Origin of the sequence: Micromonospora sp. CA-248212 (assembly GCF_050948405.1) — a bacterium.
Classification (GTDB): Bacteria; Actinomycetota; Actinomycetes; order Mycobacteriales; family Micromonosporaceae; genus Micromonospora.
In genome coordinates this window covers 4,985,790-5,007,454 of record NZ_CP192023.1, presented here as the reverse complement: position 1 = coordinate 5,007,454, position 21,665 = coordinate 4,985,790, and the positions used below count along the sequence as shown (strand labels likewise).

Annotated in this window: 22 protein-coding genes, 1 tRNA gene and 1 pseudogene; 7 read left to right on the top strand and 17 right to left on the bottom strand. The window is 69.1% G+C overall.

Translation table 11 applies throughout. From position 1 onward, the window contains the following. Positions 1-162: 162 nt before the first annotated feature. On the bottom strand, positions 163-810 hold the full coding sequence (locus ACQP03_RS23505) for a fibronectin type III domain-containing protein (RefSeq protein ID WP_396832395.1): 648 nt from the start codon (positions 808-810) through the stop codon (positions 163-165). A gap of 1,238 nt (positions 811-2,048) precedes the next feature. After that, positions 2,049-2,789, bottom strand: coding sequence for a tetratricopeptide repeat protein (locus ACQP03_RS23500; protein ID WP_433458538.1), 741 nt, complete (start codon positions 2,787-2,789; stop codon positions 2,049-2,051). Between the two features lie 208 nt (positions 2,790-2,997). Between ACQP03_RS23500 and ACQP03_RS23495 the strand changes: the two genes are divergently transcribed. Next, positions 2,998-3,081, top strand: a tRNA-Leu gene (locus tag ACQP03_RS23495). On the opposite strand, the gene ACQP03_RS23490 is transcribed toward ACQP03_RS23495, so the two are convergent. From ACQP03_RS23490 to ACQP03_RS23480, 3 genes are all read right to left on the bottom strand, one after another. Further along, positions 3,063-4,745: a recombinase family protein gene (locus ACQP03_RS23490; protein WP_433458536.1), complete on the bottom strand. Its 1,683-nt coding sequence runs from the start codon at positions 4,743-4,745 to the stop codon at positions 3,063-3,065. The two genes, ACQP03_RS23495 and ACQP03_RS23490, sit on opposite strands and share 19 nt — an antisense overlap. Next, the gene (locus tag ACQP03_RS23485) at positions 4,742-5,014 is read right to left on the bottom strand and encodes a hypothetical protein (protein ID WP_433458534.1); all 273 of its coding nucleotides are present in this window, start codon (positions 5,012-5,014) and stop codon (positions 4,742-4,744) included. Before ACQP03_RS23485 ends, ACQP03_RS23490 begins: the two co-directional genes overlap by 4 nt. 583 nt (positions 5,015-5,597) lie before the next feature. Further along, entirely contained in the window at positions 5,598-6,020 is a 423-nt protein-coding gene (locus ACQP03_RS23480) for a hypothetical protein (protein ID WP_433458532.1), read from the bottom strand. Positions 6,021-6,105: 85 nt separating this feature from the next. Here ACQP03_RS23480 and ACQP03_RS23475 point away from each other — a divergent pair, with 85 nt between their 5' ends. After that, complete coding sequence (locus tag ACQP03_RS23475; RefSeq protein ID WP_433458530.1) at positions 6,106-6,531, top strand: hypothetical protein; 426 nt, start codon at positions 6,106-6,108, stop codon at positions 6,529-6,531. A gap of 40 nt (positions 6,532-6,571) precedes the next feature. Here ACQP03_RS23475 and ACQP03_RS23470 read toward each other — a convergent pair whose 3' ends face one another. Beyond that, entirely contained in the window at positions 6,572-7,459 is an 888-nt protein-coding gene (locus ACQP03_RS23470) for a PIN domain-containing protein (RefSeq protein WP_433458528.1), read from the bottom strand. Positions 7,460-7,522: 63 nt separating this feature from the next. On the opposite strand from ACQP03_RS23470, the gene ACQP03_RS23465 reads away from it, so the two are divergent. Beyond that, positions 7,523-7,786 carry a hypothetical protein gene (locus tag ACQP03_RS23465; protein ID WP_433458526.1) on the top strand — a complete coding sequence of 88 codons (264 nt, stop codon included), beginning with the start codon at positions 7,523-7,525 and terminating at the stop codon, positions 7,784-7,786. Then, positions 7,783-8,187 (top strand): hypothetical protein, encoded by a 405-nt coding sequence (locus ACQP03_RS23460; RefSeq protein ID WP_433458524.1) that lies wholly within the window; start codon positions 7,783-7,785, stop codon positions 8,185-8,187. Before ACQP03_RS23465 ends, ACQP03_RS23460 begins: the two co-directional genes overlap by 4 nt. Positions 8,188-8,258: 71 nt before the next feature. On the opposite strand, the gene ACQP03_RS23455 is transcribed toward ACQP03_RS23460, so the two are convergent. From ACQP03_RS23455 to ACQP03_RS23425, 7 genes are all read right to left on the bottom strand, one after another. Next, positions 8,259-9,053, bottom strand: coding sequence for a hypothetical protein (locus ACQP03_RS23455; protein ID WP_433458522.1), 795 nt, complete (start codon positions 9,051-9,053; stop codon positions 8,259-8,261). A 14-nt stretch (positions 9,054-9,067) separates the two neighbouring features. After that, on the bottom strand, positions 9,068-9,682 hold the full coding sequence (locus ACQP03_RS23450) for an RNA polymerase sigma factor (RefSeq protein WP_433458520.1): 615 nt from the start codon (positions 9,680-9,682) through the stop codon (positions 9,068-9,070). Further along, positions 9,675-9,914 carry a hypothetical protein gene (locus tag ACQP03_RS23445; RefSeq protein WP_433458518.1) on the bottom strand — a complete coding sequence of 80 codons (240 nt, stop codon included), beginning with the start codon at positions 9,912-9,914 and terminating at the stop codon, positions 9,675-9,677. The genes ACQP03_RS23450 and ACQP03_RS23445 overlap by 8 nt, the downstream gene beginning before the upstream one ends. Positions 9,915-10,244: 330 nt before the next feature. Then, positions 10,245-10,856 (bottom strand): hypothetical protein, encoded by a 612-nt coding sequence (locus ACQP03_RS23440; RefSeq protein WP_433458516.1) that lies wholly within the window; start codon positions 10,854-10,856, stop codon positions 10,245-10,247. Between the two features lie 33 nt (positions 10,857-10,889). Beyond that, the gene (locus ACQP03_RS23435) at positions 10,890-11,204 is read right to left on the bottom strand and encodes a hypothetical protein (RefSeq protein ID WP_433458514.1); all 315 of its coding nucleotides are present in this window, start codon (positions 11,202-11,204) and stop codon (positions 10,890-10,892) included. Positions 11,205-11,727: 523 nt separating this feature from the next. Beyond that, positions 11,728-12,576, bottom strand: a complete 849-nt coding sequence (locus ACQP03_RS23430; protein WP_433458512.1) for a hypothetical protein — start codon at positions 12,574-12,576, stop codon at positions 11,728-11,730. Continuing rightward, positions 12,569-13,309: a hypothetical protein gene (locus tag ACQP03_RS23425; protein ID WP_433458510.1), complete on the bottom strand. Its 741-nt coding sequence runs from the start codon at positions 13,307-13,309 to the stop codon at positions 12,569-12,571. Before ACQP03_RS23425 ends, ACQP03_RS23430 begins: the two co-directional genes overlap by 8 nt. A gap of 395 nt (positions 13,310-13,704) precedes the next feature. Here ACQP03_RS23425 and ACQP03_RS23420 point away from each other — a divergent pair, with 395 nt between their 5' ends. Continuing rightward, entirely contained in the window at positions 13,705-13,941 is a 237-nt protein-coding gene (locus tag ACQP03_RS23420) for a hypothetical protein (protein WP_433458508.1), read from the top strand. Here ACQP03_RS23420 and ACQP03_RS23415 read toward each other — a convergent pair. Then, complete coding sequence (locus tag ACQP03_RS23415; protein WP_433458506.1) at positions 13,901-15,067, bottom strand: hypothetical protein; 1,167 nt, start codon at positions 15,065-15,067, stop codon at positions 13,901-13,903. The genes ACQP03_RS23420 and ACQP03_RS23415 overlap by 41 nt on opposite strands. Positions 15,068-15,262: 195 nt before the next feature. On the opposite strand from ACQP03_RS23415, the gene ACQP03_RS23410 reads away from it, so the two are divergent. Beyond that, the gene (locus tag ACQP03_RS23410; RefSeq protein ID WP_433458504.1) at positions 15,263-16,126 is read left to right on the top strand and encodes a hypothetical protein; all 864 of its coding nucleotides are present in this window, start codon (positions 15,263-15,265) and stop codon (positions 16,124-16,126) included. Next, positions 16,110-17,300 (top strand): ImmA/IrrE family metallo-endopeptidase, encoded by a 1,191-nt coding sequence (locus ACQP03_RS23405; RefSeq protein WP_433458502.1) that lies wholly within the window; start codon positions 16,110-16,112, stop codon positions 17,298-17,300. The genes ACQP03_RS23410 and ACQP03_RS23405 overlap by 17 nt, the downstream gene beginning before the upstream one ends. Positions 17,301-17,627: 327 nt before the next feature. On the opposite strand, the pseudogene ACQP03_RS23400 reads toward ACQP03_RS23405, so the two are convergent. The 3 genes and pseudogenes from ACQP03_RS23400 to ACQP03_RS23390 all read right to left on the bottom strand — a co-directional run. Continuing rightward, positions 17,628-17,771 (bottom strand): annotated as a pseudogene (locus ACQP03_RS23400) (DUF349 domain-containing protein); the annotation flags it as partial. A 152-nt stretch (positions 17,772-17,923) separates the two neighbouring features. Then, entirely contained in the window at positions 17,924-18,193 is a 270-nt protein-coding gene (locus ACQP03_RS23395) for a DUF6959 family protein (RefSeq protein ID WP_433458500.1), read from the bottom strand. Between the two features lie 231 nt (positions 18,194-18,424). Further along, on the bottom strand, positions 18,425-21,478 hold the full coding sequence (locus tag ACQP03_RS23390; protein ID WP_433458498.1) for an AAA domain-containing protein: 3,054 nt from the start codon (positions 21,476-21,478) through the stop codon (positions 18,425-18,427). Between the last annotated feature and the right edge of the window lie 187 nt (positions 21,479-21,665).

Here is a 21,665-nt window from a genome sequence, read left to right as displayed (position 1 = left end):
CCTCGCGGCGACCCCTCCCCTGAGCCGGGTGCCATCATATGGCCCGGCCGGGTACGGGGGAACCCGCACCGTCACCCCTGTGGATACCGAGCGTGGGCGGCGGACGCCCAGCTCAACTCCACAATCGTCAATCCGACGATGACCAGCTCCGCGGCGCGGTGCTCAGCTCGGGGGTGTGGACCGCTCACGATCCGTGCACACCTGACCAGAGGTGGCGAAGCTGTCGGTCGAGTAGACGGCCAGCACCGTGAAGCAGTAGTCCACCCGGGAGCTGAGCCCGTTGACCGTGTGGCGGGTCCGCCCCGGCTCCACTGTCGCCATCACGCCGAGCGCCGACCCGGCCCGCCCACCCGCGACCATGAACGGCACCGTGCCCCCGGACGGATCCGTCCAGCTCAGCGTGATCGTCACCGCGTCGTCGCTCAGCTTCAGGTCGCCGGGAGGGGGACCGGTCGTCGCCGGTGCCACCGTCACCGGTGTCCCGGACGGCGGCGGCGCGTCGTCACGGCTCAACACCACCGCGCCCAGGCCCGCGACCGCCACCAGGGCCACCCCGGCGGCCACCGCCGCGCCGATCACCGTCGCCCGGTTGCGGCCCGTCGAGCCAGTCCCATCGGTGTACGACGGCGCGTACGCCTCCTGCGGGTAGTACTGCCCCGGGTACACCTCGTGGCCGGCCGGGGCCTGCTGCGCCGGGTACCGCTGGCCGGCCGGGTACTGCTCGGCGGCCCGGTACTGCTCGGCGGCCGGGTAGGCGGGCGTGACCGGCGGGCCGTAGGGCGCGGCCAGGCCCGGCACCAGATCGTCCACCGGAGTCGACGCCGAGGCGCCATGCCCGCCGGTGAGGTGCGCCGGGCCGCCATGTCCACCTGGGACGGCTCCCGGTCCGCTGTGCTCGTTCAGGATCGGGGCGACAGGCGTCGTCGGGGCCGGTTCGAGGTTCGGTGCCCGGTCGGGCGGGGTAGCCAGATCTCCGGCGTCGGGCCTGCCCGGCTGGGGGGTCGACGGCCCGACGGCCGGGAACACCTCCGTCGACGCGGACGCGAAACCTGACGCTTCACCGGGTCCGGCCGACAGCGCTTCCGTGCCTCTGTCGCCCGGTCCAGGCCGCCGGGGCACGCCCGCCTGGCCGTCCCCGGTGCCCGGTGAACCCGGTGTGCCCTCGGCGACCGGGGTGGGCCGGACGTCCGTCGACCCAGGGGAGTCAGCATTCGACGCGGGCAGCGGTTGCGGAGGCGCGCTGCTGCTCCACGGCGGCGCGGTCAGTCCCCACGGCGGTGCGCTCACCGGAGGCGCCGACACCGGCTGGCTCTGCCCAGGTGGTGCCGATACGGGAAAGGCGGGCGGCCCGGATACCGGGAACGCTGAGGCCGGTGGGCCAGAAGCGGGGTGCGGTGGTGCGGACGTCGGGAATGCCGAGGCCGGGGGACCGGACACGGGGTAGGGCGGTGCGGACGTCGGGAATGCCTGGGCCGGCGGACCGGAGACGGGGTAGGCGTGGCCGGGTGGTCCGGACACCGGATTGGTGGGCGGCCCGACCAGCGGTTGGGGTTGGGCGGGCGGCCCGGAGACGGGTTGGTCGTACCCGGGCGGAGCGGACACCGGGCGGCCGGGCGGTACGGCTGGTCCGGAGGCCGGCGCCGAGGGCAGGGGTGGCCCGGAGACCGGCAGCGATGGTGCGGCGGGCGTCGCACCGGATGCGTGGTGCGTGGGCGTGCCCGCCGGACCGTTGGTCGTCGGGATCGCACCAGACGGTGCCGTACCTGCTGCCATGACGGCCGGGCCGCTCGGCCCTGCCGCCGCGAGCCGAGCCGCCTCCTCGGCCAGCAGGGGCTCGATCTGCCGTACCTGAATCGTGGGTTCATCCCACCGCGGCGCTGGCGGGGGGCCGGTGTGCGGACCGGCGGAGGTCGGCGCGGTGGCGGGCGGTCCGGTCATGGGCGGTGTCTGCGGCCCGCCGGAGGCCGGGCGGATCGGCCCGTCGTTGGTGCGCTGGCGCGGCGGCGCGGACGGAGGCTGCTGCCGCAGGTGTGGGGTGGGCTGGGCGGCTACCCCAGGTGGTGGGCCGGCCACTGGCCGGGGTGTGGCCGCCTGCTGCTCGACCCGCTGGCGGGGCGGCATCGGCGGTGCGGCCGGCACCGGGGGACGGCCGACGCGGGCCGCGTCGGACCGGCAGGGGTCGGGGAGGGCTGCGGCGCCCAGGGCGACGCGGGCGCTGGCGGACCGTCCGTTGTCGGGCGCATCGCGGCCAGGGTCGCCAGAGACAGCGTCGGGCCGGAGAGCGCCGAGCGGGCCCCGGAATCAATCGAGGTGCCGGTGGCGGAGGCCGGCGGTCCGACGTACGTCTGCTCCACGGCAGCGCTGCCCTCGCCGAGGTAGTCACGGGCGGCGCGTACGACTGGGTGGTTCTCCCCGAGCGCCGCGGGCCCGGCGCTGGCGACCCTGGTGTAGTTACGGCGGGCCTCGTGCCTGTTACCCAACTCCTCGGCGACCTCGGCCAGCTCGAAGGCGAGCGCGAGCATCGTCGGTTCGGAATGGTCCCAGCGCCGCTCGCCCGCCGCGAAGGCCTCCTCGAGCACCCGGCGGGCGGCGAGCGGGTCGTCCGCCTCGCGGTGCAGGCGGGCCAACAGGTGAGCGGTGTGCAACGTCTCGGGATGGTCCTCGCCGTACGGCGGACGGGCGGAGTCGACGGCGTCCGCGAGCAACGTCCGGGCGGCGTCGTGGTCGCCCGCCGCGCGTAGCGCGAGGGCCCGTTGCTGTACGGCGGCCAGGGGAGAGGGATGGGACACAGGGCAATGCTGCCGTCACCGGGCCGTCGACGCTACCCGGCCCTGCGCTCGAGCCGACTCTGGTGACCCTCAGTGGCGGTGTGAGCGGTGGCGGGAGGGTGATGTGCATGATCCATGGGCGCCGTGTACAGTAACTCCCCGTGCGGCCCGCTGGGCCGGCCTTCGGATGCAAGATCATCTGGGTCGGCAAGGTAGGCTGAACGAGCAAGTCCGGGTGGCGGAATGGCAGACGCGCTAGCTTGAGGTGCTAGTGCCCGTATAGGGCGTGGGGGTTCAAGTCCCCCCTCGGACACAAACCATTGCCCCACGGTGCGCGCTGAGATCGACTGCAGCGCGCACCGTTTGCGTTTCAGCCTGGTAGTTCAGCCGGAGACCGAGTTGCCGGTAAACCTCGGCCTTGTCGGCCGGATCGGCGTCGCGTAGCACGGTGGTGAGGTCGCCGAGTGCGTCCACCAGGGCCGTGATTTCTGCTCGGCTCATCCTGCGCGGGGAGGTGCCTGAGTTCACGCGGAGCTCTGCTTCCGCGCGGGCGCGTTCGGCTTGGGTCCCGGCAATCCAGCTGGTGACAACCGCCGGGTCGGCTCCAGCATCGAGGGCGGCCCGGTAGCGCTCCAACTTGGCGTCGCACTCGGTGATGATCGTCTGGGCTGCTGCGGCAGTCGCGGACGGATGATCAAAGGGCTGTGTGTCGGCCATCGCGGTGATCGTTTGTTCGATGCGGTGGGGTGCGAAGACGGAGGCCAGCCAGGTGTCGAGCGGGTCGGTGAGGGCGTCCTCGCGCAGGTACACGTTGCGGGGGTGGGGGACCTGGTTGGCAAGGGCGTATTCCTGGGGGAAGCGGCAGCGGTAGTAGGCGTCGCCGTGGTTGTACTGGCCCTGCATGCGCCGGTTACAGGCGACGCAGTAGATCAGGCCGCGGAAGACGTAGGGGTTGCGGGTGCGCTGCCGGACGTGTTGTCCGCCGGTTCCCCGGCCCCGCCGCTGCAGGATGGCTTGGGCCTGCTCGAAGGTCGCGTCGTCGATGAGTGGTTCGTGGGTGATCTCCTTGGAGACCACCCACTTGTCGCGGGCGTTCCAGCGCATGACGCCGGTGTGGCCCATTGCCACGTCGTCGACGTCGAGCAGCACCTCGTCGGTGCGTTGCTTGTTCCAGACCTGCCGCCCGGTGTAGCGAGGGTTGGTGAGGATGACGCGGACAGCGCTCTTGGACCAGGCGATGCCGCTGCGGTGGCGGTTGCGGGCGCGGTCGTGTGCTGATGGGCAGGGTACGTGATTGGCGGTGAGCCCTTCGGCGATGGCGAAGAGGCCGACGCCGGCGAGGAACTCGGTGAAGATCTGCCGAACGAACGGGGCGGTCTGCTCGTCAGGAGTGAGGCCCTTGAGGCGTTTGCCGTCGGTCGCCTTAGCGGGGTTGGGGTGGGGCCCAAGATCGCGGAGGGTGTAGCCGTAGGGCGGGCGCCCGCCTAGGTAGCGGCCCTCGAGGAGGGTCTGGGCGGCCATAGCGGTGCGGACGCGGAGCTTGATCCGGTTGCGTTCTCCCTTGCTCATGCCGCCGAAGACGGACATGACCAGTTCGTGCGCCTCGTTGTCGGGGTCGATGGGGCCGCCAATCTCGGGCACCCAAAGTTCGACGCCGTAGTGGGCGAACAGCGGCACCGTGAGGCCGAACTGGTTGCCGTAGAAGGCGCGGTGAGGTTCGCCGACGACGACGGCGGAGAACTCGCGCCGTGGATCGCGGAGCGCTGCGAGAAGGAGGTTGGCTTGGGTCCTGCGCTGCCACGGGAGCGAGCGGCTCTGGCCAATGTCGAAATATTCGGTGACAATTCGGCCGCCATGGGGCTGGATGAGCGTGGTCGCCCGAGTGAGTTGCCAGCTTCTAGACGATTCTGGGTCTTGGTTGTCCTCGGTCGACACGCGGCCGTAGAAGGCGAAGGGTTTCGGTTGAGGGGTGATCATCCGTTGTCCTCGATCGAGTTGTTCGTGCGGTGGTCGTTGACGCGTCTGAGTAGCTTCAGTAGGGCCGCAGCGGCGCCGGGGTGCAGCTCAGGTGGCTGACGGGGAGCCTCCACCCTGATGAGCGCGGTCGACGCACGTCCGTCGACGTCGTCGACCGTCCATGAACCGTCACCTTCACTGGACCGGTCAAGTCGTTTGTCCGGTGCCGTGCCCGTCGCCGGAACGGACTCCTTGCGTTGCTGAAGTTGGTGATCGGACGGCAGAGTCATACGCCTCCGTCCGGTGGCTGGCCCGGCGGAGACATCCGTCGGTGGACGTGCTTCGTTCGCGCCCTGGGCTCTGCGACCCGGTTTCGAAGCACGGCGGGCTGGAGGGCGATGCGGGCACTGTCGTCGTGAGGGAGCGGGGTGGTCGTGTTGCAGCTTGATGCGTTGGAGGTTCGCGCCGTGTCGGATGGGTGGATGGTCATGGACAGGTCCTCCGAAGTTGGTTCGTGTGCCGGGGTGCCCCGGCGGGCATGAAGAAGCGGCCGATGCCGTCAGGCATCGGCCGCTCGCTGAGCAGAGGCAGGCGTTACATCTATGCGGTTGTCATGTCTCTCGGGCGCCTCGAAACGAGGCCAACGCTGCTGGGCGACGCGGCGTGCTGGTGCGCTTCTGCGTGGACTAGCGACGATCCCCAGACCACTCTGTTCACGCCCAAGACGTCGCTGGTTCGATCCCAGTATCGCCCAGCACAGAGGTATACAACGAGGTGGCCGGGATCCACCAGCGAGCTATCGCGGCGGTCACGGCCGGGGTCCAGGCCGCTGGGCAACTGGCGCAGGCGGCCATCGAGATCCGCATCGCCCAGCTACAACGCGCCGCTCGCGCCAGCGAGGGACAGGCCCGTCGCATCCGCGCTCAGGTGCGCGCGGCCCAGCAGGCCGGCGTAACCGTGTGGCGGCCAGCACCCCCGCCGTCGTGGTGGCGGCAGGCATCGGCCGAGGACATCGCGCGGGCCTGGCGGGCCAGCGCCGAGTGGGCGGGCGTCGACCCGCGCGCCCAGGCCGCCCAGCGGGTCATCGTCGTGCGGCTCGCCGAACGCGGAGTCCATATCGACGCGCAGACCGGTGCCCGACCGGGAGACGAGGCATGGCTGTCCGACCAGCTCGACCGTGCCGCCGTGGACGACGTCGACGGGCCGGCAGAGGCCCCACCAGCGGAGGCCCGGACCGATGACGCCGGCGAGCGGCGCCGCACCGCACAGGAGCGTCAGGAGGCGATGGCAGTGCACGTGCGGGAGGTGTGGACCGCCGACCGGGCGGAGCGGGTCATCGCCTCGGCGGGCGTGGCCGGCGCTGGCCTACAAGCTCGACCAGTTGGAGCGCGCCGGGCACGATGTGCGCGCTCTGCTGCGGCAGGTGCCCGCGTTCGTCGACCAGGCCCACACACCGGCTGCGTACCCGTTCCGGGTGGCCGACGACTACGCCACCGAGCAGGGCGCCGCAGCGACACAGGCAGACGGCACCGTCCAGGGCGACGGGGACCGTCCCACCGTCACCCTTGACGGTGAGTGGCGGGAGACGGTGGCAGCAGGGGGCGAGGACGCACGCGGCGACCGCCCCGAGGCCGGCCAGGCGTCTGCCGGGACTGGTGATCGTGGCATACACGCGGCGAAGCTCGCGGCCCAGGCGGGCGTTCCCCCAGTCGACCGCGACCGCTGTCACCGACGCCTCGTCAGCGGGCCGGCCAACCGTGGCGTCACCGGCACCGCCGCGGTCTCCTTCAGCGGGCGTGACCGCTGAAGCGCCGGGCCGGTAGGGGCCCGGCCGGCGCGGTGCTCAGCTACCTTCCGTCGTCGGTCCTGGAGTGCTGGAGCTTGTGCACAGTCAGGCCGGCGTTGCGCCCTCGCATGGCCATGCCGGTGTCGTAGGTGAGCAGGCGGACGCGGCGACCGGCCAGGGTCTGGAGGGTCGCCGCACGGTCGACGATCTCGTCGTCGGTGATCGACAGCCGGGTGTGCCCTGGCGGATCGAAGACGACGTCCAAGGTGATCTCGCCGCGCGGGATGCCGCCGCTGCCCAGGGGTGAGTAGTCCTGCTCGCGGAGCCGGCCGCCGTTCCGGACCACCTGCTCGATCTTGGCCGTGACCATCCGGGCCCGGCGCCGGGTGTCCTTGTTCTGATGTTGCTTCTTGCCGTCCAGCTCGTCGACGACGGCCATCGGTACCAGGATGTAGATCGGTTCTTCGCGCAGCCCGAGGTCCTGCCGCAGGTCGATCTCGTGCAGCTCCTGCGGGTAGTGCAGATAGACGTTGGTGTCGAGCACGACCAGGACGCCGGCACGGTAGAGCTGGTCGACGCGCTCCTTGAGGTTGCGAATCGCGTGCTCGAAGACGGTGACCCGTTCGGTGAGTTCGGTGGAAACCAGACTGTTGAGGACCCGCTCGCCTCCCGGGCCCCCGAACGGGCTCGTGGCCGTGAGGATGGTCTCGTAGCTTCGAAGCCCGAGTAGCTGCTCCAGCTCGGCGGGCCGGATCAGGTTGTAGAGCCGTCGACGTGCTTCGTGTACCCACTCGATGTACGCGAACGCCCGCTCGATGGCCACTGTCCCGCCGCCGCCGCCGCCTCCGACGACGGCGTGCAGCCTGTTGAGCAGGTAGTCGAGAGCGGAGTCGAGCACCGTGCGCTCGGTGCCGGGCAGCGGGTTGACGAGCATCCCGCCATTCAACATGGCTCACATCCGTCTCCACCGCGTCGGTCCCCGACGTACCGGTTGTTCCGGATCTTCGCCTCGATGCAGGGTCTGGAGCAGCAGGGGCCGGGCAAGGCGAGCGCCTACGTGACCGGGGCGGTGCGGGCCCAGCGGGCGTGGGATCAGTTCCGTGACGAGCAGGCTCGCCGCGGGGTGACGCTGACGTTGGAGGGCCTGGCCGCCGCCCGCGCCCGCCGGTACGCGGTGCAGGCCGAGTGGCCTGCGGAGCGCTTCGCGGCGGTCCGCGAGCGGGTCCGCCAGCACATGGAGCAGGCCGGCGGGGATCAGTCGGCGTCGGCGGCGTGACCCCCGAGGATGAACCGCCCCAGGTCTCGCTCGTGCTGGATCGCTCGGCGTTGCTCGCTTACGTGGCGGGGTCGGTCCATTCTGTGGAACCAGTGGGCGAGGTCGTCACCGACCGGCAGCGCTTCGGCGTCACCGCCGTCACCGTGGCCGAGGCCCTGAAGCTGGTGATCGATTCGAAGGACCGGCAAGACCTTCACGCACTGCTGGCGATGGATGCCTGCGCGGTGCTGCCGACCTGGGGCGAGGACTGGTTGGAGCTGTCGTACTGGCTGGGAGCGACCAGTCGGGTCGACCTGGCCACGACGGTGCTGGCGTCGCTGGAGCACGGGGCGCAGATTTTGACCGGTGAGGGTCACCGCTACGGCGAGGGCTTGGCGCTCAACTACATGCCGAATCAGTGACCGAGGCGCTGACCTGAACGCCGGGCCGTGCCCAGTGGCCCGTGGGCGCCAGGGCCAGCGCGGAACTGTCGTCATAGCAGCGTGTCAACCAAGTCGTCCGAGGGGTCGAACAGGCGTTGGACGGGCACACGCAGCCGGTACGCCTCGTTGGAAAGATCCAATAGATCGTTCTCGTAGTGCGAGAGATCCCGTGGGAGCGTCCGTCGAAAAACAGTGGTTACGCGCACCACTTGCCAGAGGAATTGGCAGGCTTCCGCCACGCTCTCTACCACGTGCACCGCCTGTTCGCGCGTGACGAGGCGGTCTTCGATGGCGCTGGGGAGGTTGCGCAACCTCTTCGCAGACTCGAGCGCGGACGACATGGCCTCGTCGTATTCGAGATTGATGGCCAGTTGGTCCCGGTCGGCCAGGAGGGCGTGGTGGAGGACTGCGAGGATCCTGCGGGCTAGCGAATCGATCTGCTGAAGGGTGTCGGGTGGAGTGGGGAGGTGGTGCTTGACTTCAACCAGATACACCTCGCGGGTGTCGTTGTCCGTTGCGATGAGGTCTGCGCCACCATCGGCGGGGTCGAAAAGCTGCTCTACCCACTGGACCCAGGGTCGAGCCGGGCCGACAATCGCCGCCAACCCGGCGCTGGCATCGAATTTGCTCTGCTGGGATGTGACTGCACGGCGGTAGTGCTCCGTCAGGAAGATCTCCTGCAGCCCTGCCTTGATGTCCCACGTCTGCTCAAACCGACGCTCGATCTCATCGAGGGCCGCACGGCCCGCTGCGTCGATGTCTTCACCGTCCACGAAGTCCTTCAGCGGCCTCGGGTCGGCGGTGGTGGGGTGCCTCTTCGGCGTCCCTGTGGTTTGGTCGTTCACGGTCGCCCCCTCGCTCACTGCTCGCCCGCGTCCTGCGTCTGCATGATCTCGGCAAGTCGACGCCTCGCCTTCCACAGGCTGGTTCGCACCGCCTCCGGTGTCATCTTCAGCTCTTTGGCGATCTCGGTCGGCTCGTACTCCTCCGATGCCCACAGCAGTAGCTGGCGCTGGCGCGGCGGCAGTTGCTGCAACGCCGCCCGGAAGTCGTGCAGAGTTTCCGAGGCGGCGAACCTGCACGCATCCACCTTGCGGGGGATTCGGTCCTCGTTGTCTTCGAGCGGGAGCAGCTCGTCGCTGGCGAGCCGCTGAACGGACAGCCGGGAGGCGGTCCTGCGAGCCCAGGCTTTCGGGTGTTCGATCGTGGGCCACCTCTCGAAGGCCAGGCGCATCGTCTCCTGCGCGATGTCGTAGGCGTCAGCTTCGGAGGCCCACCCGTGCAGGTACACCCACGCGCTCAGGCGAGCCATGAACCCTTCGTAGAAGGCGCTGAACTCGTCGCGGATCCGGTCCCGGTCGCAGGCTGCGAGTTCGAGCGTCGGTGCGAGTGGCGTCGCCTGCTCGGGGATCCCGAAAATGTTCATCGGGTTCTCCAACGGTGGCTCGGACCGCTCAGTGGTCTTGTCATCCACGAGGGCTCCCGGTGACGGGTGTCGCGGGCACCGTCAGGGTGATGCAGGATCCGTCGGCGCGTTGGTCGCGCAGCCGGCCACCGGAGGGCAGGGCCTCGGCGATCGCTACGAGCGAGTCACCGCGTGCCTTCTCCTGTCGCATGCGCCACCGAACGCGGATCCACAGCGCCGCCAAGCCGGTGACGCTGGCGACGGCGGCAGCCGCGAGTCCGCCCCAGTTCGATACGTCCACTGAGCCTCGCTTCAGTCGTTGAGCCCACGCTGGTGCGTGGCACTGATAGGTAGAGGGCAAAAAGTGGACCAGCGTTAACCGCCAGGTCCAAGATTTTCTAGGTCCCAGTGTCAGGTGAAGCCCGTGGGTCCGCCGGTAGACCAAAAACAAGTCTCGTGACGTGAACGGGGCGAAGCTCGCGACCCAGGCGTTCCCTCAGTCGACTGCGGCGGTGGTCACCGTCGCTGCGTCGGCGGGCCGACCGGCTGAGGCGCCACCGGCACCGTCGCGGTCCCCTTCAGCGGGCGTGACCGCCGAGGTTCCGGGCCGGTAGAGTGCGCGCTGGCGCGTTCAGGGGCAGGCGTCGCAGAACGTCAGGGTGGACGCCACCGGGGCGGCCTCGCAGCCGACGCAGACGTACAACCCGCAGTGATAGCAGGTCAGGGAATCACTGTCGGCCAGGTCGAAGAACATGCCGGGGTTGGCGCGGTGCAGCACCCGGTGCGTGGACTCGCAGCCACCGATGCAGCGCCCGCCCTGTGCGATCGGCTGGCGGGGCGGGAAGACGGTGCACTTGGTGTACCGGCGGTCGGCCTGGTGATCGCGCGGGTCGGTACAGCCGCGCGTGCAGGGCCAGTTCCTCGGTGGGCGCGGCTTGCAGGTGGTGCACGCGCGAGGGTCACCGCCGTGGGAGCAGACGCGGCGGATGGGGAAGTCCTGGCCGTTGACGGGACGCAGGTAGCCGGGTGGCGCGTACAGCGGCCAAAGCCGGTAGGCACAGTTGTAGCAGTTGGTGTGCTGGTGCCAGTCGACCGTCGGGACGGTGCGAGTGGCGGTGTCAGGCACCAGGGCACCGCACCATGTCTTGATCCCGTCCTGACTGACGTGGACCCGGCCGGCCTTCCAGCGAACGACGAGCATCGGCGCCCGACTGGGCGTAGAGAAGTCATCCACCTGCTGCATGGTCAGACCGTACGGCCAGCGTCCGACATCGCCCTAGGCAGCAGCGGGACGCTCCCGCCGGGCAACCTGGGCCAGCGCGCGGACGACGTCGGCCGGCCGCACGGTGATCGGCTCGTCGCCGGCGGCGTCGAGCGTGGCGTAATACGCCTCCACGATCTCCCGCAGGATCACCCCCGGCTTCACGCCGCGGGCCTCGGCGTCCTCCAGCACCCGGCGGGCGGTGCCGCTCGGGTACCGGGCGGACATGCTCACCTTCGTCGTCGGCGGAGTGTCGTCGACCACCGCGTCGGACCAGTCGCGGCTCTCCAGCGACTCCTGCGCCGCTCTGATGTCCTCTGCTCGGCTCATCGTCCGCCCTCTCCATCAACTTGCGCAGCGGCTGCGCCTCGTCCTCGTCGAGCCACCGAGCCCCGACCACCACGTACTCGCCGTCGGTTTCCTCGATGAGTGCCACCGCCAGCAGCCGCCGGTCCGGCACCGCGCCGATGACGTGCATCACCGCACCGATGTGGCGCACGATCCGCGGCCGGGAGGCGGTGAGCACGTGCAGAGCCGCCTGCCAGCCGACGCCGGCGCGGTCGAGCGCCTCGCCGCTTTCGTAGGAGAACCGGTACGGATCTACCGATATGGGAGAAGCATACAAACGCATACACCCTGTGGTGCGGCTTCTGGGTGGTCGATGCGTCCTTCGTCTGCCCCGCGAGTCTGAACCGCACCCACCGGCTGACGACCCTGTAACGGCCTGCGCTGGAACGCGTTCGCCGGGACGTCACCGCGACTGGCGCGGGCGGGGACCACTGCATCGAAAGGTCGTCACGGCAGTTGACCTGGCAGTGTGCAAGCCGTCTACGACGGCCGGTCGCCGCGACGGTTAACTGCTGTGTCCGGTCCGCTCGTTGCGGTTGGTGTCGCCTTGCGCGTCCGCGTTCGCACCCCGACTTCCAGCCAAATCATATATCTGACGCCCTCCACCAGGCGTGTCGACAGCAGCCTTGATTAGACGCCCGGGCTCCCTGTCCAGCCAATCATCGAAGTAGGACTGGAGTGCTTCTATTCTGGCGGCAGAATAGGAAAAAAGCACCACGAGTATAGGCAGTCGGCCAGGTTCGACTTCGCCAGGAGGTGGGGCGTTTGGCACCGGGGTTGCACCGATATGTTGACGCAGTTCTGCGTACACCCCTCGAATCTCCCTCCACCACTGCGGGTCGTCCTTGGCGAGCCCTTCGCGCCGTAGCAGCAGAGTCAGCCTGGCCTTCGTCTCCTTCTGTGTGAAGTAGGCCTCTATGCTCTGCGTCGCCCCGACGGACCGTTCTGGGCTTTGGGGCGTCCAACGGTAATCGGTGGCCCGAGCAGTAGCCTCCGCGAGTTTGGCGACGGCAGTGGCATCGCTGCCGGGGAGGGCTTCATGTGGCACGTGCTCTGCTTGGCCGTGGTACACAAGCTTCCTGAGGAATTCGACCAGCTCAGTATCTAGAACGTGCTCTGCTTGGCCGTGGTACCCAAGCTCTCTGAGGAATTCGACCAGCTCAGTCGCCGCTGCCCTTGCGGCTTCTACCGATGGGGAATGCGCCATTTGATTGCGCAGCTGCTGAATTCGGCGTACTGCCGCTAGGTGCCGCGTAGATGTCCGGCGACGTAGTCGGCGGGCGCCCGCCGTGCCCAGGGAAGAGTTTTCAAGCAGCTGCTCGAAGCGGTCCAGATCACCGTCGTGCTCAGTCACGGCACTCACCTCCCTGATGTGCCGTCTTCTCCTTCTTGCGCCACCGGTGCAGCACGCCCTCGATCGCTCGGACGGAGGTCTCGCCCAGCAGCTCGACCATCTCCTCCTGGCTGTAGCCGTCCAGGGTGAGTGCCACAACGGCGGCGGTCCGAGCTTCGGCTTTGATGAGGGCGTCACGGACCCTTTGGTTCCCGGCAGTGATGACCGCCGGGTCGTCGACGTTGCTCTCCACGGGTATGACGAGCCTAGGGTCGCCACGATCCTGCAGGTGCCATCTCCGCCGCTGGGCCCGGCGCGTACGCATCTGGTTGGGGAACTCGTACAGGCAGGCCCCCATGAAGTAGGTGGCCAAGCTGGCACCGCCCTCGAACCGCCAGCCACCGCCTTCGAGGGCGTTCTTACGGAATCGGGGCAGCGCCAGCGCGACGGTCATGACGGCCAGCTCCTCCCGGGCATCGGAGTCGCGGAACAGCTCCTCCAGCTCGGCCTCGCTGGGGTTGAGGGAGAACCCGCGTGTCGCGGCCAGGGTGAAGATGTACCCGGAGTGCATCCAACCGCGCAGCACCGCCATGCCATAGGCGGCGAGCTCGTCCTCGAAGCGCCGATATCGGGGACCGGTGAAGTTCCGGGCGGCAAGGTCCTCCAGGAGGAGTCGGTCGGCCTCCCGACGCTGAAGGTTCTCCTGCAACCGCCGGGTGTCCTCGGCGAAGAGCTTGTTCATGTTGGCCAGCACGTCCGGAAGCGGAACAGGCTGCCCCAAGTTGAAATCGGCGCAGTCGGAAGGTTGTAGAGCAGCCGCGCGCGCCTCGCCCGCGGGCGTCCCGCCCGCCGCGCCGCCGCCGCCAACCACCACCATCGCCCTTTCGGTCGTCTCGCTTGTGCCGACCCCGGTGACGCATGGGGTCGGCATCATCGCCGCTCGCGCCTGCGCACTCGCAAGCTCCCGCCCAGTCGCGACCGACGATGAAGACGACCCCTTGTAGGTGTGTCCGTGGCGGTCACCCCACGGACTTTCTCAAACTTTTTCTGTGAACCTTTTCCGCAGCTCAAACCGGTCGTGCGCGTGGGGTATCTCCCCGATGTGGACCTACAGCCGGGCGTCGTTCACCACCTGAATCGGAGGTCTTCGTGACACCGTCGTCCCCCGGCCCGCTGCTGACTGTCCGTGCCGCCGTCGTGCTGCTTCTCGCACTCGTCGTCGGCGTGCTCGCCGGCGGGCTGTCGTACCTGACCGACCATTCTGTCCCATCGGCTGTGCTCTGGGGCGGGGGTGCTGCCGGGGGTGCGCTGATGCTGTTCCACACCATCGTGGGCGATGAACCCTTCAGCGGGCGTGGTCGTGACCGGCGGCCCGGTGAGCGGTAGTCGGGGCCGGCGAGATGGACGCGGCGGCCGAGGCGCCTGTCGACGCTGCGCGGGGTGCGGGGAGGAACGCCTTGGCGGCGACCGAGGCCGCGTCGACCGTGGCAGATGGGGCAGCTTGGTGCTCCGCTGCCGGGGTCGGCGTGAGTTTGTCCCGGACCAGGTTGGCCAAGCCTCGGCGGAACGCTTGATCGGCGTGGAGGTCGGCGAGGCGGACCACGTCGGCGGAGTCGCCGAGCTGCGCGATCGCGGTGGTCATCGCGGCCGCGAACGTCGCGCTGAAGGCGGTCTGGTCACCGGCGCGCGCGGCGGCCTGGACGGCGTCGACGCGCAGGGCCTGCTGAGTGCAGGCGTCGAGCAGCGCCCGATCCGCCGGCGTCGTGGCCGCGACGATGGCGGCCGACGCCAGTGGCCTGATCACCTCGGACTGGTCCGGTCGGCTGTCGCGCTGCGTCGACGGGCCCGCTGCCGAGCCTGGCGGGGGCGTATCGCGGACTGCCTGGTGGACGGCCTGTCCGGCGGCGCTGTAGAGGGCTTGGCGCCAGGCCGGCTCGTCGCACTTGAGCATCACCGCGACGGCCAACTCGGTGTTTCCGGGGTCGGCGAGGGCGTGGGTGAGTGCCTTGTCGAATGGGGCGGTGAAGTCGGCCAGGTCGTTGGTGCGGGCCGCGTCCTGGACGGCGCCGCCGCTGGGGACGTGCTGCATGCGCCGGTCCAGCCACGTCTGTTCGTCGGGGGTCAGGCTGTCGCGTAGGTCCGTCGGCATCCAGTGGTCGACGTTGACGGGTACGGCGGGCGGGCCGCTCGATGGTGGGGTGGTGTCGGCCATCAGGTCGATGACGGCGTTGATCGCGCGGAGCCGGCGGCGGGTGTCGAGCAGCTCGTCGCGGCCGGGGAACGGCTGGTCGAGCTGCTCGGTGGCGCGGGCGATCTCTTCGTGCTGGCCGGCGATGCGGGCCTGCACGGTGGTCCGGGTGGCGTCCAGGTCGGTGAGCTGGTTCTCCAGGCGGCGGACGAGGCCGGTGGGGTCGCCCTCCACGGCGGAGGTGAGGCCGATGGTGGTGGAGGAGTCGGGGATTCCGTCGAATCGCAGGGCGACGAGCAGGCCGTCGCGGCCGGACCAGAACACCGCGGTGCCGCTCGTGCCGGCGACCCGTTGGCCTAGCGTTACCGTTCATTCCGAGCTGGAAACGTGCGCCGGCCCAGCCCTTGCGCGTCGGCCTCCGACATGCGCGACGACACGCAGAAGAGGCGAACGCAAGATCAACTAAAGTCGTAGTGTTAATATGGTACTCCTCGATAAAGCTGCACGGAGGAGTGCGCGGTGGAGTATCCGGTCGGCCCTTGGGCCCGTGAGCGGTTCGGCGAGCGGGCGGCGCACGTGTGCGTAGTCTTGGTGGACGCCCTGCACAGGGCCTTGGCGAACGCGCAGGACGCGCATCGGATCTCCGAGAGCACGGACCTGCTCGGCTTCGGCTCCGTCCAGCGGTCGCGCCGGTACGCCTGCATCGTGGAGGCGTTGAAGGAGATGGACGGCGTCCAGGTCATCAAGCCTAAGAGCTCGCCGCACGAGTTTGTGGTGCTCGAAGGTAACTTGATCTATCCGTTCCGGTACGCCAAGGACAGCAGCAAGCCGATCCACCGCGCGCGGATCACCGAGCGCAAGGTCAGCGCGCTGATCTCCGAGTTGTTTACTTTCTACGGACCCGAGCCGGAGCAGGCGTCGCTGTTGGACGAACTCACCGATGACACCGTGGGCGACGCCGCGGAAGAACGCACGCCGGTGCTGACCCGGCTGCCCGAGGGCACCCGCCTGGCGCTGCTGGCCTATGCGAGCAACGACCGGTCCGGTGTGCTGAACGCCTGGATGGGCGAGGGAGAGCTGGGTTTCCGGGGGCGTGTGCACTGGCGGCGGGTCGAGCAGCTGCCGCTCACTGTGCCCGGCTCGCGCGGCGGCGAGGGTCGCGGCCACGGCCCGACGGGTCCCCTCGGTCCGGTACCCGGGCCCCGCCTCGCCGGCCCGACCGACTCGGCCGGGTCGGCCGCCGCGCCGCGCTTCGACGACGGCGTGATGCCGGCGGTCCCGCTGACCCCGCGTGCGCCGGTCGAGCGAGAGAACAGCGAGCAGTTCCCACCGGCCACAGAGCAGGCACCACAGGAACCGAAGGCCAATGACCAGGACCGTTAACCAACTGTCGTTGCTGCCCGGCACCGCCGGGGCCGACCCGAGGGACGCAGCGCCCGCCCCGGGCGCGGTGGCCCGGGCGTTCGACGCGGCCCGGCTGACGCAGGCGCGGCACCTGGCGGGCAAGACGAAGAAGGACGTCGCCGCCGCCGTCGGAGTGACTGCAGCCGCCGTCGGTCAGTACGAGTCCGGGGTCACCAAGCCCCGACCGGACCTGATCCCGCGGCTGGCCGAGGCGCTGGGCGTGCCGCTGACGTTCTTCGTCTACGGCCGTCCGCACGCCCGCCTCGATGCCTCCGGGGCGCACTTCCGCAGCCTGCGCTCGGCGCGGGCGTGGCAGCGCGACAAGGCGATCGCCCATGTCAAGCAGGTGTGGGAGCTGACGCTGGCGCTGGAGAAACGGGTCCAGCTTCCCCCGGTCGACCTACCCGGCTTCGCCGGCGGCGAGATGCATTCCGGGGCAGAACTGCCGCGCTCGCCGGTGGAGGCGGCCCGCGCGCTGCGCGCGTACTGGCAGTTGGGCACCCGACCCATCCCGCACCTGGTGCGGCACCTGGAGGCGCGCGGCATCGTGGTAGACGCACCACCGCCGAACCACGCCGACCGGGAGGTCGACGCCTTCTCCATCGCGCACCTGCGCCCGATCATGGTCCTGACCGCGAACCGCACCGACGACGTGTACCGGTACCGGTTCACCGCCGCGCACGAGCTAGGCCACCTGGTCCTGCACGGCGACACCGCCCCAGGCGACACACAGCACGAGCGCGAGGCCGATGCCTTCGCAGCGGAGTTCCTGACCCCGCGCGACAGCATCCTGCCCGAGCTACCCGGCCGGGTCGACCTGCGCCGGCTGGCCGACCTGCAACACGTGTGGGGCGTGTCGGTCGACTCGCTGCTGTACCGGTGCCGCGAGGTCGGGTTGCTGTCGGACCAGGCCGCCGGACGTGCCTGGCGGCGGCTGGCCGAGCTGCGCCACCAACCCGGATTCGCCACCGAGTCCGTGAGCCGGTACCCGGGCGAGCAGACGGTCATGCTGCGGCAAGCGTTCGAGCTGGCGGCCAAGGCAACCGACCTGACGGTGCCGGATCTCGCGCACGAGCTGGGCTGGACGGTGGCGCGGACCGAGGAGCTGCTGGGCCTGACACACCAGCGCCCGATGCTGCGGCTGGTGCCCTAGACGGGACCGGCGCAGGAGACCCTCTCGCCGGCCCGTGCCGAGAGGCTGCTTGGCGCGCAGCATGCGGGAGCAATACACGCTTCTTCACCCACCCCAAGATCAAATATTGAGCTGGGTCAGCCCCCCACGCGTGGGGCCTCGACGATCGCCACCGCCAGCAGTCGTCCATCCGGCACCGGCGCCGACAACAATGTGCATTACCGCGCCGATGTGGCGCACGATCCGCGGCCGGGACGCGGTGAGCACGTGCAGAGCCACCTGCCAGCCGATGCCAGCGCGGTCGAGCGCCTCGCAACCTTAGGAGTTTCGTCCGGGCCGACGGCGGGCTCAGCTGCTCTGTTGGAGGAACTGCCGCTTGGAGGCGAGCGCCTGCTCCGCTTCCTTGACCCGACGGGCGTCGCCGGCGGCCTGGGCCCGGGCGAGCCGCTCCTCGGCCTCGGCGATCTGCGCCCGTATCTGGGCCAGCAGCGGGCGAGCGGCTGCTTGATGGCGGGGCCTGCTGATATGCGCTCGCGGGAACTAAGGGACGTCTCGTATCTCGACGATGGTGAGATGTCCGTCGCTGCTGCGGTGGTGCGACCGACGGTGGTCTTCGAGGTGAGCTTCTGCCGGTGGCTGCCGTGTCAGTACGGCCGCTGGATACCTCGCTGCGAGAGCGTCGCTTCGTAGAAGTCGAGGAAGCGCTCTGCCGCTCCGACGGCGTCGTCCAGCTCGTCGAGAGCTGCGCGGTCGCCGGGGTCGTGGCGCAGTAGGCGCGCCGCGTCCGCCAGCTGCACCAGGAGGGCAACGAACGTATCGCCCTGGAGGTGGATGCCGGGGAATGCCCTACCCGGAAGCTGCACGACGGCACAGTTGGTACCACGGGACAGCACCTGCGCTTGATCCTGGCTCATCTGAGCACGATTTCAGCACCACTCGAAGCCAGAGAGCTTTTCATTCAGGACCTGACCAGCGGTCCTCGTTTCACACCGGCCGCCGGTGCGCCAAATGACGAACGCGTCCCGGAGGGCGTTGGCGACTAAGGCTGCCAGATCAGGTAGACCCTCGATAATTCTTATCGCAGCGCTTCTTGCGTACATAATCGTCATCCCGGTGTTCCCGCGGTAGCCGCAGCGATTCCGACGTCAGCGCAAGCTCCGGCTGGTCGCCATGTCGTCGTGTATCGGCTCGCTCGGATTTGTGCTCCAGCCGCAGGTAGCAGCCTGTGCGGTGGCAGGGTTGGCAGTCCGGGCGTAACAGCGCCAGCGCCAGCCTTCTTTCGGGCGGTGCAACGCGATCGTGGTGGTACTGCCGCAACGCCCGCAAACGGGTGGTGGCTGACGGAACTGGACCGCCTGTTCATGCTCGAGTATCTTGCGTGCGAAGTGGGTGCCTTCCATCACGAGCATGACCTCACGACTTTGGCGTTGTGAGAGTACGTTGAGGCTTCCGAGGAGCACAATTCGTTCGTCGATGACAACGATTTTTTGGTGCATTTTGTACACCTCGACGATGATCGGTCCGGCTGCACGAAGTGTCGCAAGGTTCTGCTGCGCGTTGGCGGTGCCCTGTAGGTGGTCTCGCGCGTCTCGGACGAAGATGATGACCTGGACGCCCCGTGCGATGGCGTCTGCGAGCACTGGAGCGATGGACTTGGTGCGATTCGTGGTCCAGGTAGCCCACATCCAGATGGAGTGGCGTGCGGAGTTGAGATGCTCGGTGAAGGTTTCGTAGAACTGCTTCTCGTCCTGAATCTCAGCGACACGGACGTGTTGGGCCAGAATGTCGGCCAGGTCGCGTCCGAACTCTCCGAGAGCGGGGCGGTCGGGTTCTGCTACCGATGGTGCGGTGATCAGCCGCTCTGCAGGCACGGTGCGAATGGGGTCACCCAGTAGCGGCGCGAGGTGCGCGAGCGCGGTGTCTGGAGGCGCTTGCTCGATGCGGTGACGGCTGCCGACGAGGTAGAGACGGTTCTTGGTACGGGTGACCGCAACGTTGAATAACTTGAGGCCTTCGCGGGCGAAGCCGCCGCGAGAGATGCTGGCTTGAGCAATCCATCGAGGCTTGCCGTCGTCCTCGACGAGGTCGAGCACCACGATGTCGAACTCTCGTCCTTGGAAGCGGTGAGCGGTGCCGACCTCGGTGGGCTCGGTGCTGGTCTCTTCCCGGTCCCGTAGTGCTTCAAGAGTCGCCTCGGCCTGCGGGTTGTAGGGGGTGATGACGCCGATCGTCTCCCCGCGGGAGCGGTGGTAGTCGGCCAGGACCCTGCTGATGAGCGCCCCGGCCGGCCACCAACCTTTCGTGCGGCCGGTTGCTCGCACGGTGGCGAGGTCTCCGAGCCTGTCGGTGTCGATCAGGACAATCTCTGGGTCTCCGCTGTCACGCTTCGGGATGGTGGGTGCGGCGCGTAGCAGGCCGTCGTACGCGATGGCGTTGGCCACGTGCATGACGTCGTGTCCGAAGCGGTGTTGTTCGTCGAGCACGGTGCAGCCGGGGTGTGCGGTGGCGTCGGCGGCAACGGTGATGCCGCACATGCCGAACACGTCGTCGCACAGCCACCGCTGTACGTCGGCACGTTTGCTGTCGGTGATGGGCTTCGGCAGGACGGGGCCGAGTTGCATGAAGTCACCGAGGAGCACTGCGGTGGTCGTGGCGCGGGACACCGCCAGCAGCGTTTCCGGGATGGTGGCGGCACCGATTTCGTCGATGAGTACGACGTCGTAGGGGCCGTCGAGGAGGACGTCAGCGGTACGCAATCGCGCGAGGGTGGTAGCAACCAGGCGCGCCTGGCGTATCAGAGTGGCTTCTGCATCCCGGCGGAGACGGTCGTAGTCGTCGTGAGCCTTAGCGTGCTCCTTCTCGAGGCGGGACCGGGCAGACGCTTCGGCAGCGACCCGACGGCGCAGCAACCGCAGACGCTCGTACTGTGCTGGCAGGTGGTGGCGATCAGCCTGCTCGATAAGGGCCAACTGTGCTGGTGTAGCACGCGGTGCCGCCTCGGCCGTCAGGAGCCGCTGCTGAGCCGCGTCCTGTTCGGCGATTGCCGCAGACAGTTCAGTACTCGACGCTTCGTGGGCTCGCTGTGCCTCGGCCAAGGCGTGGTCACGGCCACCGATTTGCGCGCGGGTGTACCGAGCCTCGGCCTGCAGCGCAGCCACCTTCGGCTCGCTGGATTGGTGGAACCGGCTGAGGAGAGACTCGTTGCGTTGTACCTCTTCCTCGAGCGCGCTAAGCATCTCCTGCTGCTGGTGAAGCAGCCCACGCAGACGCTGCGGCTGGCGCCAATCTCGGGTCCGCGCCAGTAGACCGCCGCTCTGAACGGCAGCCAGCTGCGCCTCGGTGCGGTCGCGCTCGCCCCGAGCGGCAAGCAGCCGCATCGCAACCTGGTCAGCCTCCTGCTGAGCCAGCGCGCCCTGCCGCCGAACGTCATCCAAGGCATCCAGAGCGGCGCGTGAACCCGAGGCCTCCGCGACTGCGGCTCGCGCCTTGCGAACTGCCGTCTCGGCGCGCACCAGGGCGTGGCGGCATGCGATCACGTGACTCCCGACATCCGCCAGCCGTTGCGCCAATCGAGGGATGTTTCGGTCCCGGCCAACCGCCGCCTGGGCGCTTGCGTGCTCATCCGGGTTGTAGTCGGCGATGAGCTCTTCAACAACGCGTAGCTCGTCGACCGTCTGCTTGAGCGCCAGCAGTTGGTTCTGCACCTTCAGCCGCCGTTGCTCGGCCTCGGCCAGGACGGCCTTGACGAGATGGGCGAGCGACACGTCGGGGTCGGTGGCGATTTCCCGCAGATGGGGCGGCCCGACGCGGATCAGTTGTCCGGGACGGTGCCGACGGTGCCTAATCACTCCGGCGAGGGCGTTGTCGACTGCGATGTTGGTAGCCGACACCAGCAAGACACGCTTACCGCTGGCGATCAGGGAGCTGATCGCCTCGCTGAGCACCCATGTCTTACCTGTGCCCGGAGGCCCCCATACCAGGCGCACACCCGGACGCAGACAGGATGTGTACGCCTCGCACTGCGCCGCAGTGAAGCCGGCGACACGCTCCAGCGGCTGAGGCGCGGCCGAGAGGCGGCCGGCGGCGAGGTCTCCGGCCAGACCCTCCAGCTCTACGGTAGCCAGGACCTCGCGAAGCCGATCCAGCAGGTACGCAGGAGACTGCCGCAGGTGCCACAGATAGGCGTCGGCGAGGTCCACGAAATCCGCCACCCTGACTCGGAGCTGCTGCCCCTCCTGCATCGCCTCAAGCGGCCGGTACCCTCCTTGATCTCCCTTCGGCAGGGTCGGGCCCGCCACCCGCAGCGCATCTAGCTGGTCCACGTCGGCGCGTGACCCGCGAAGATCAACGCGGTACCAGCCTGCTTCCGCTGTGGGATGCGCGCGT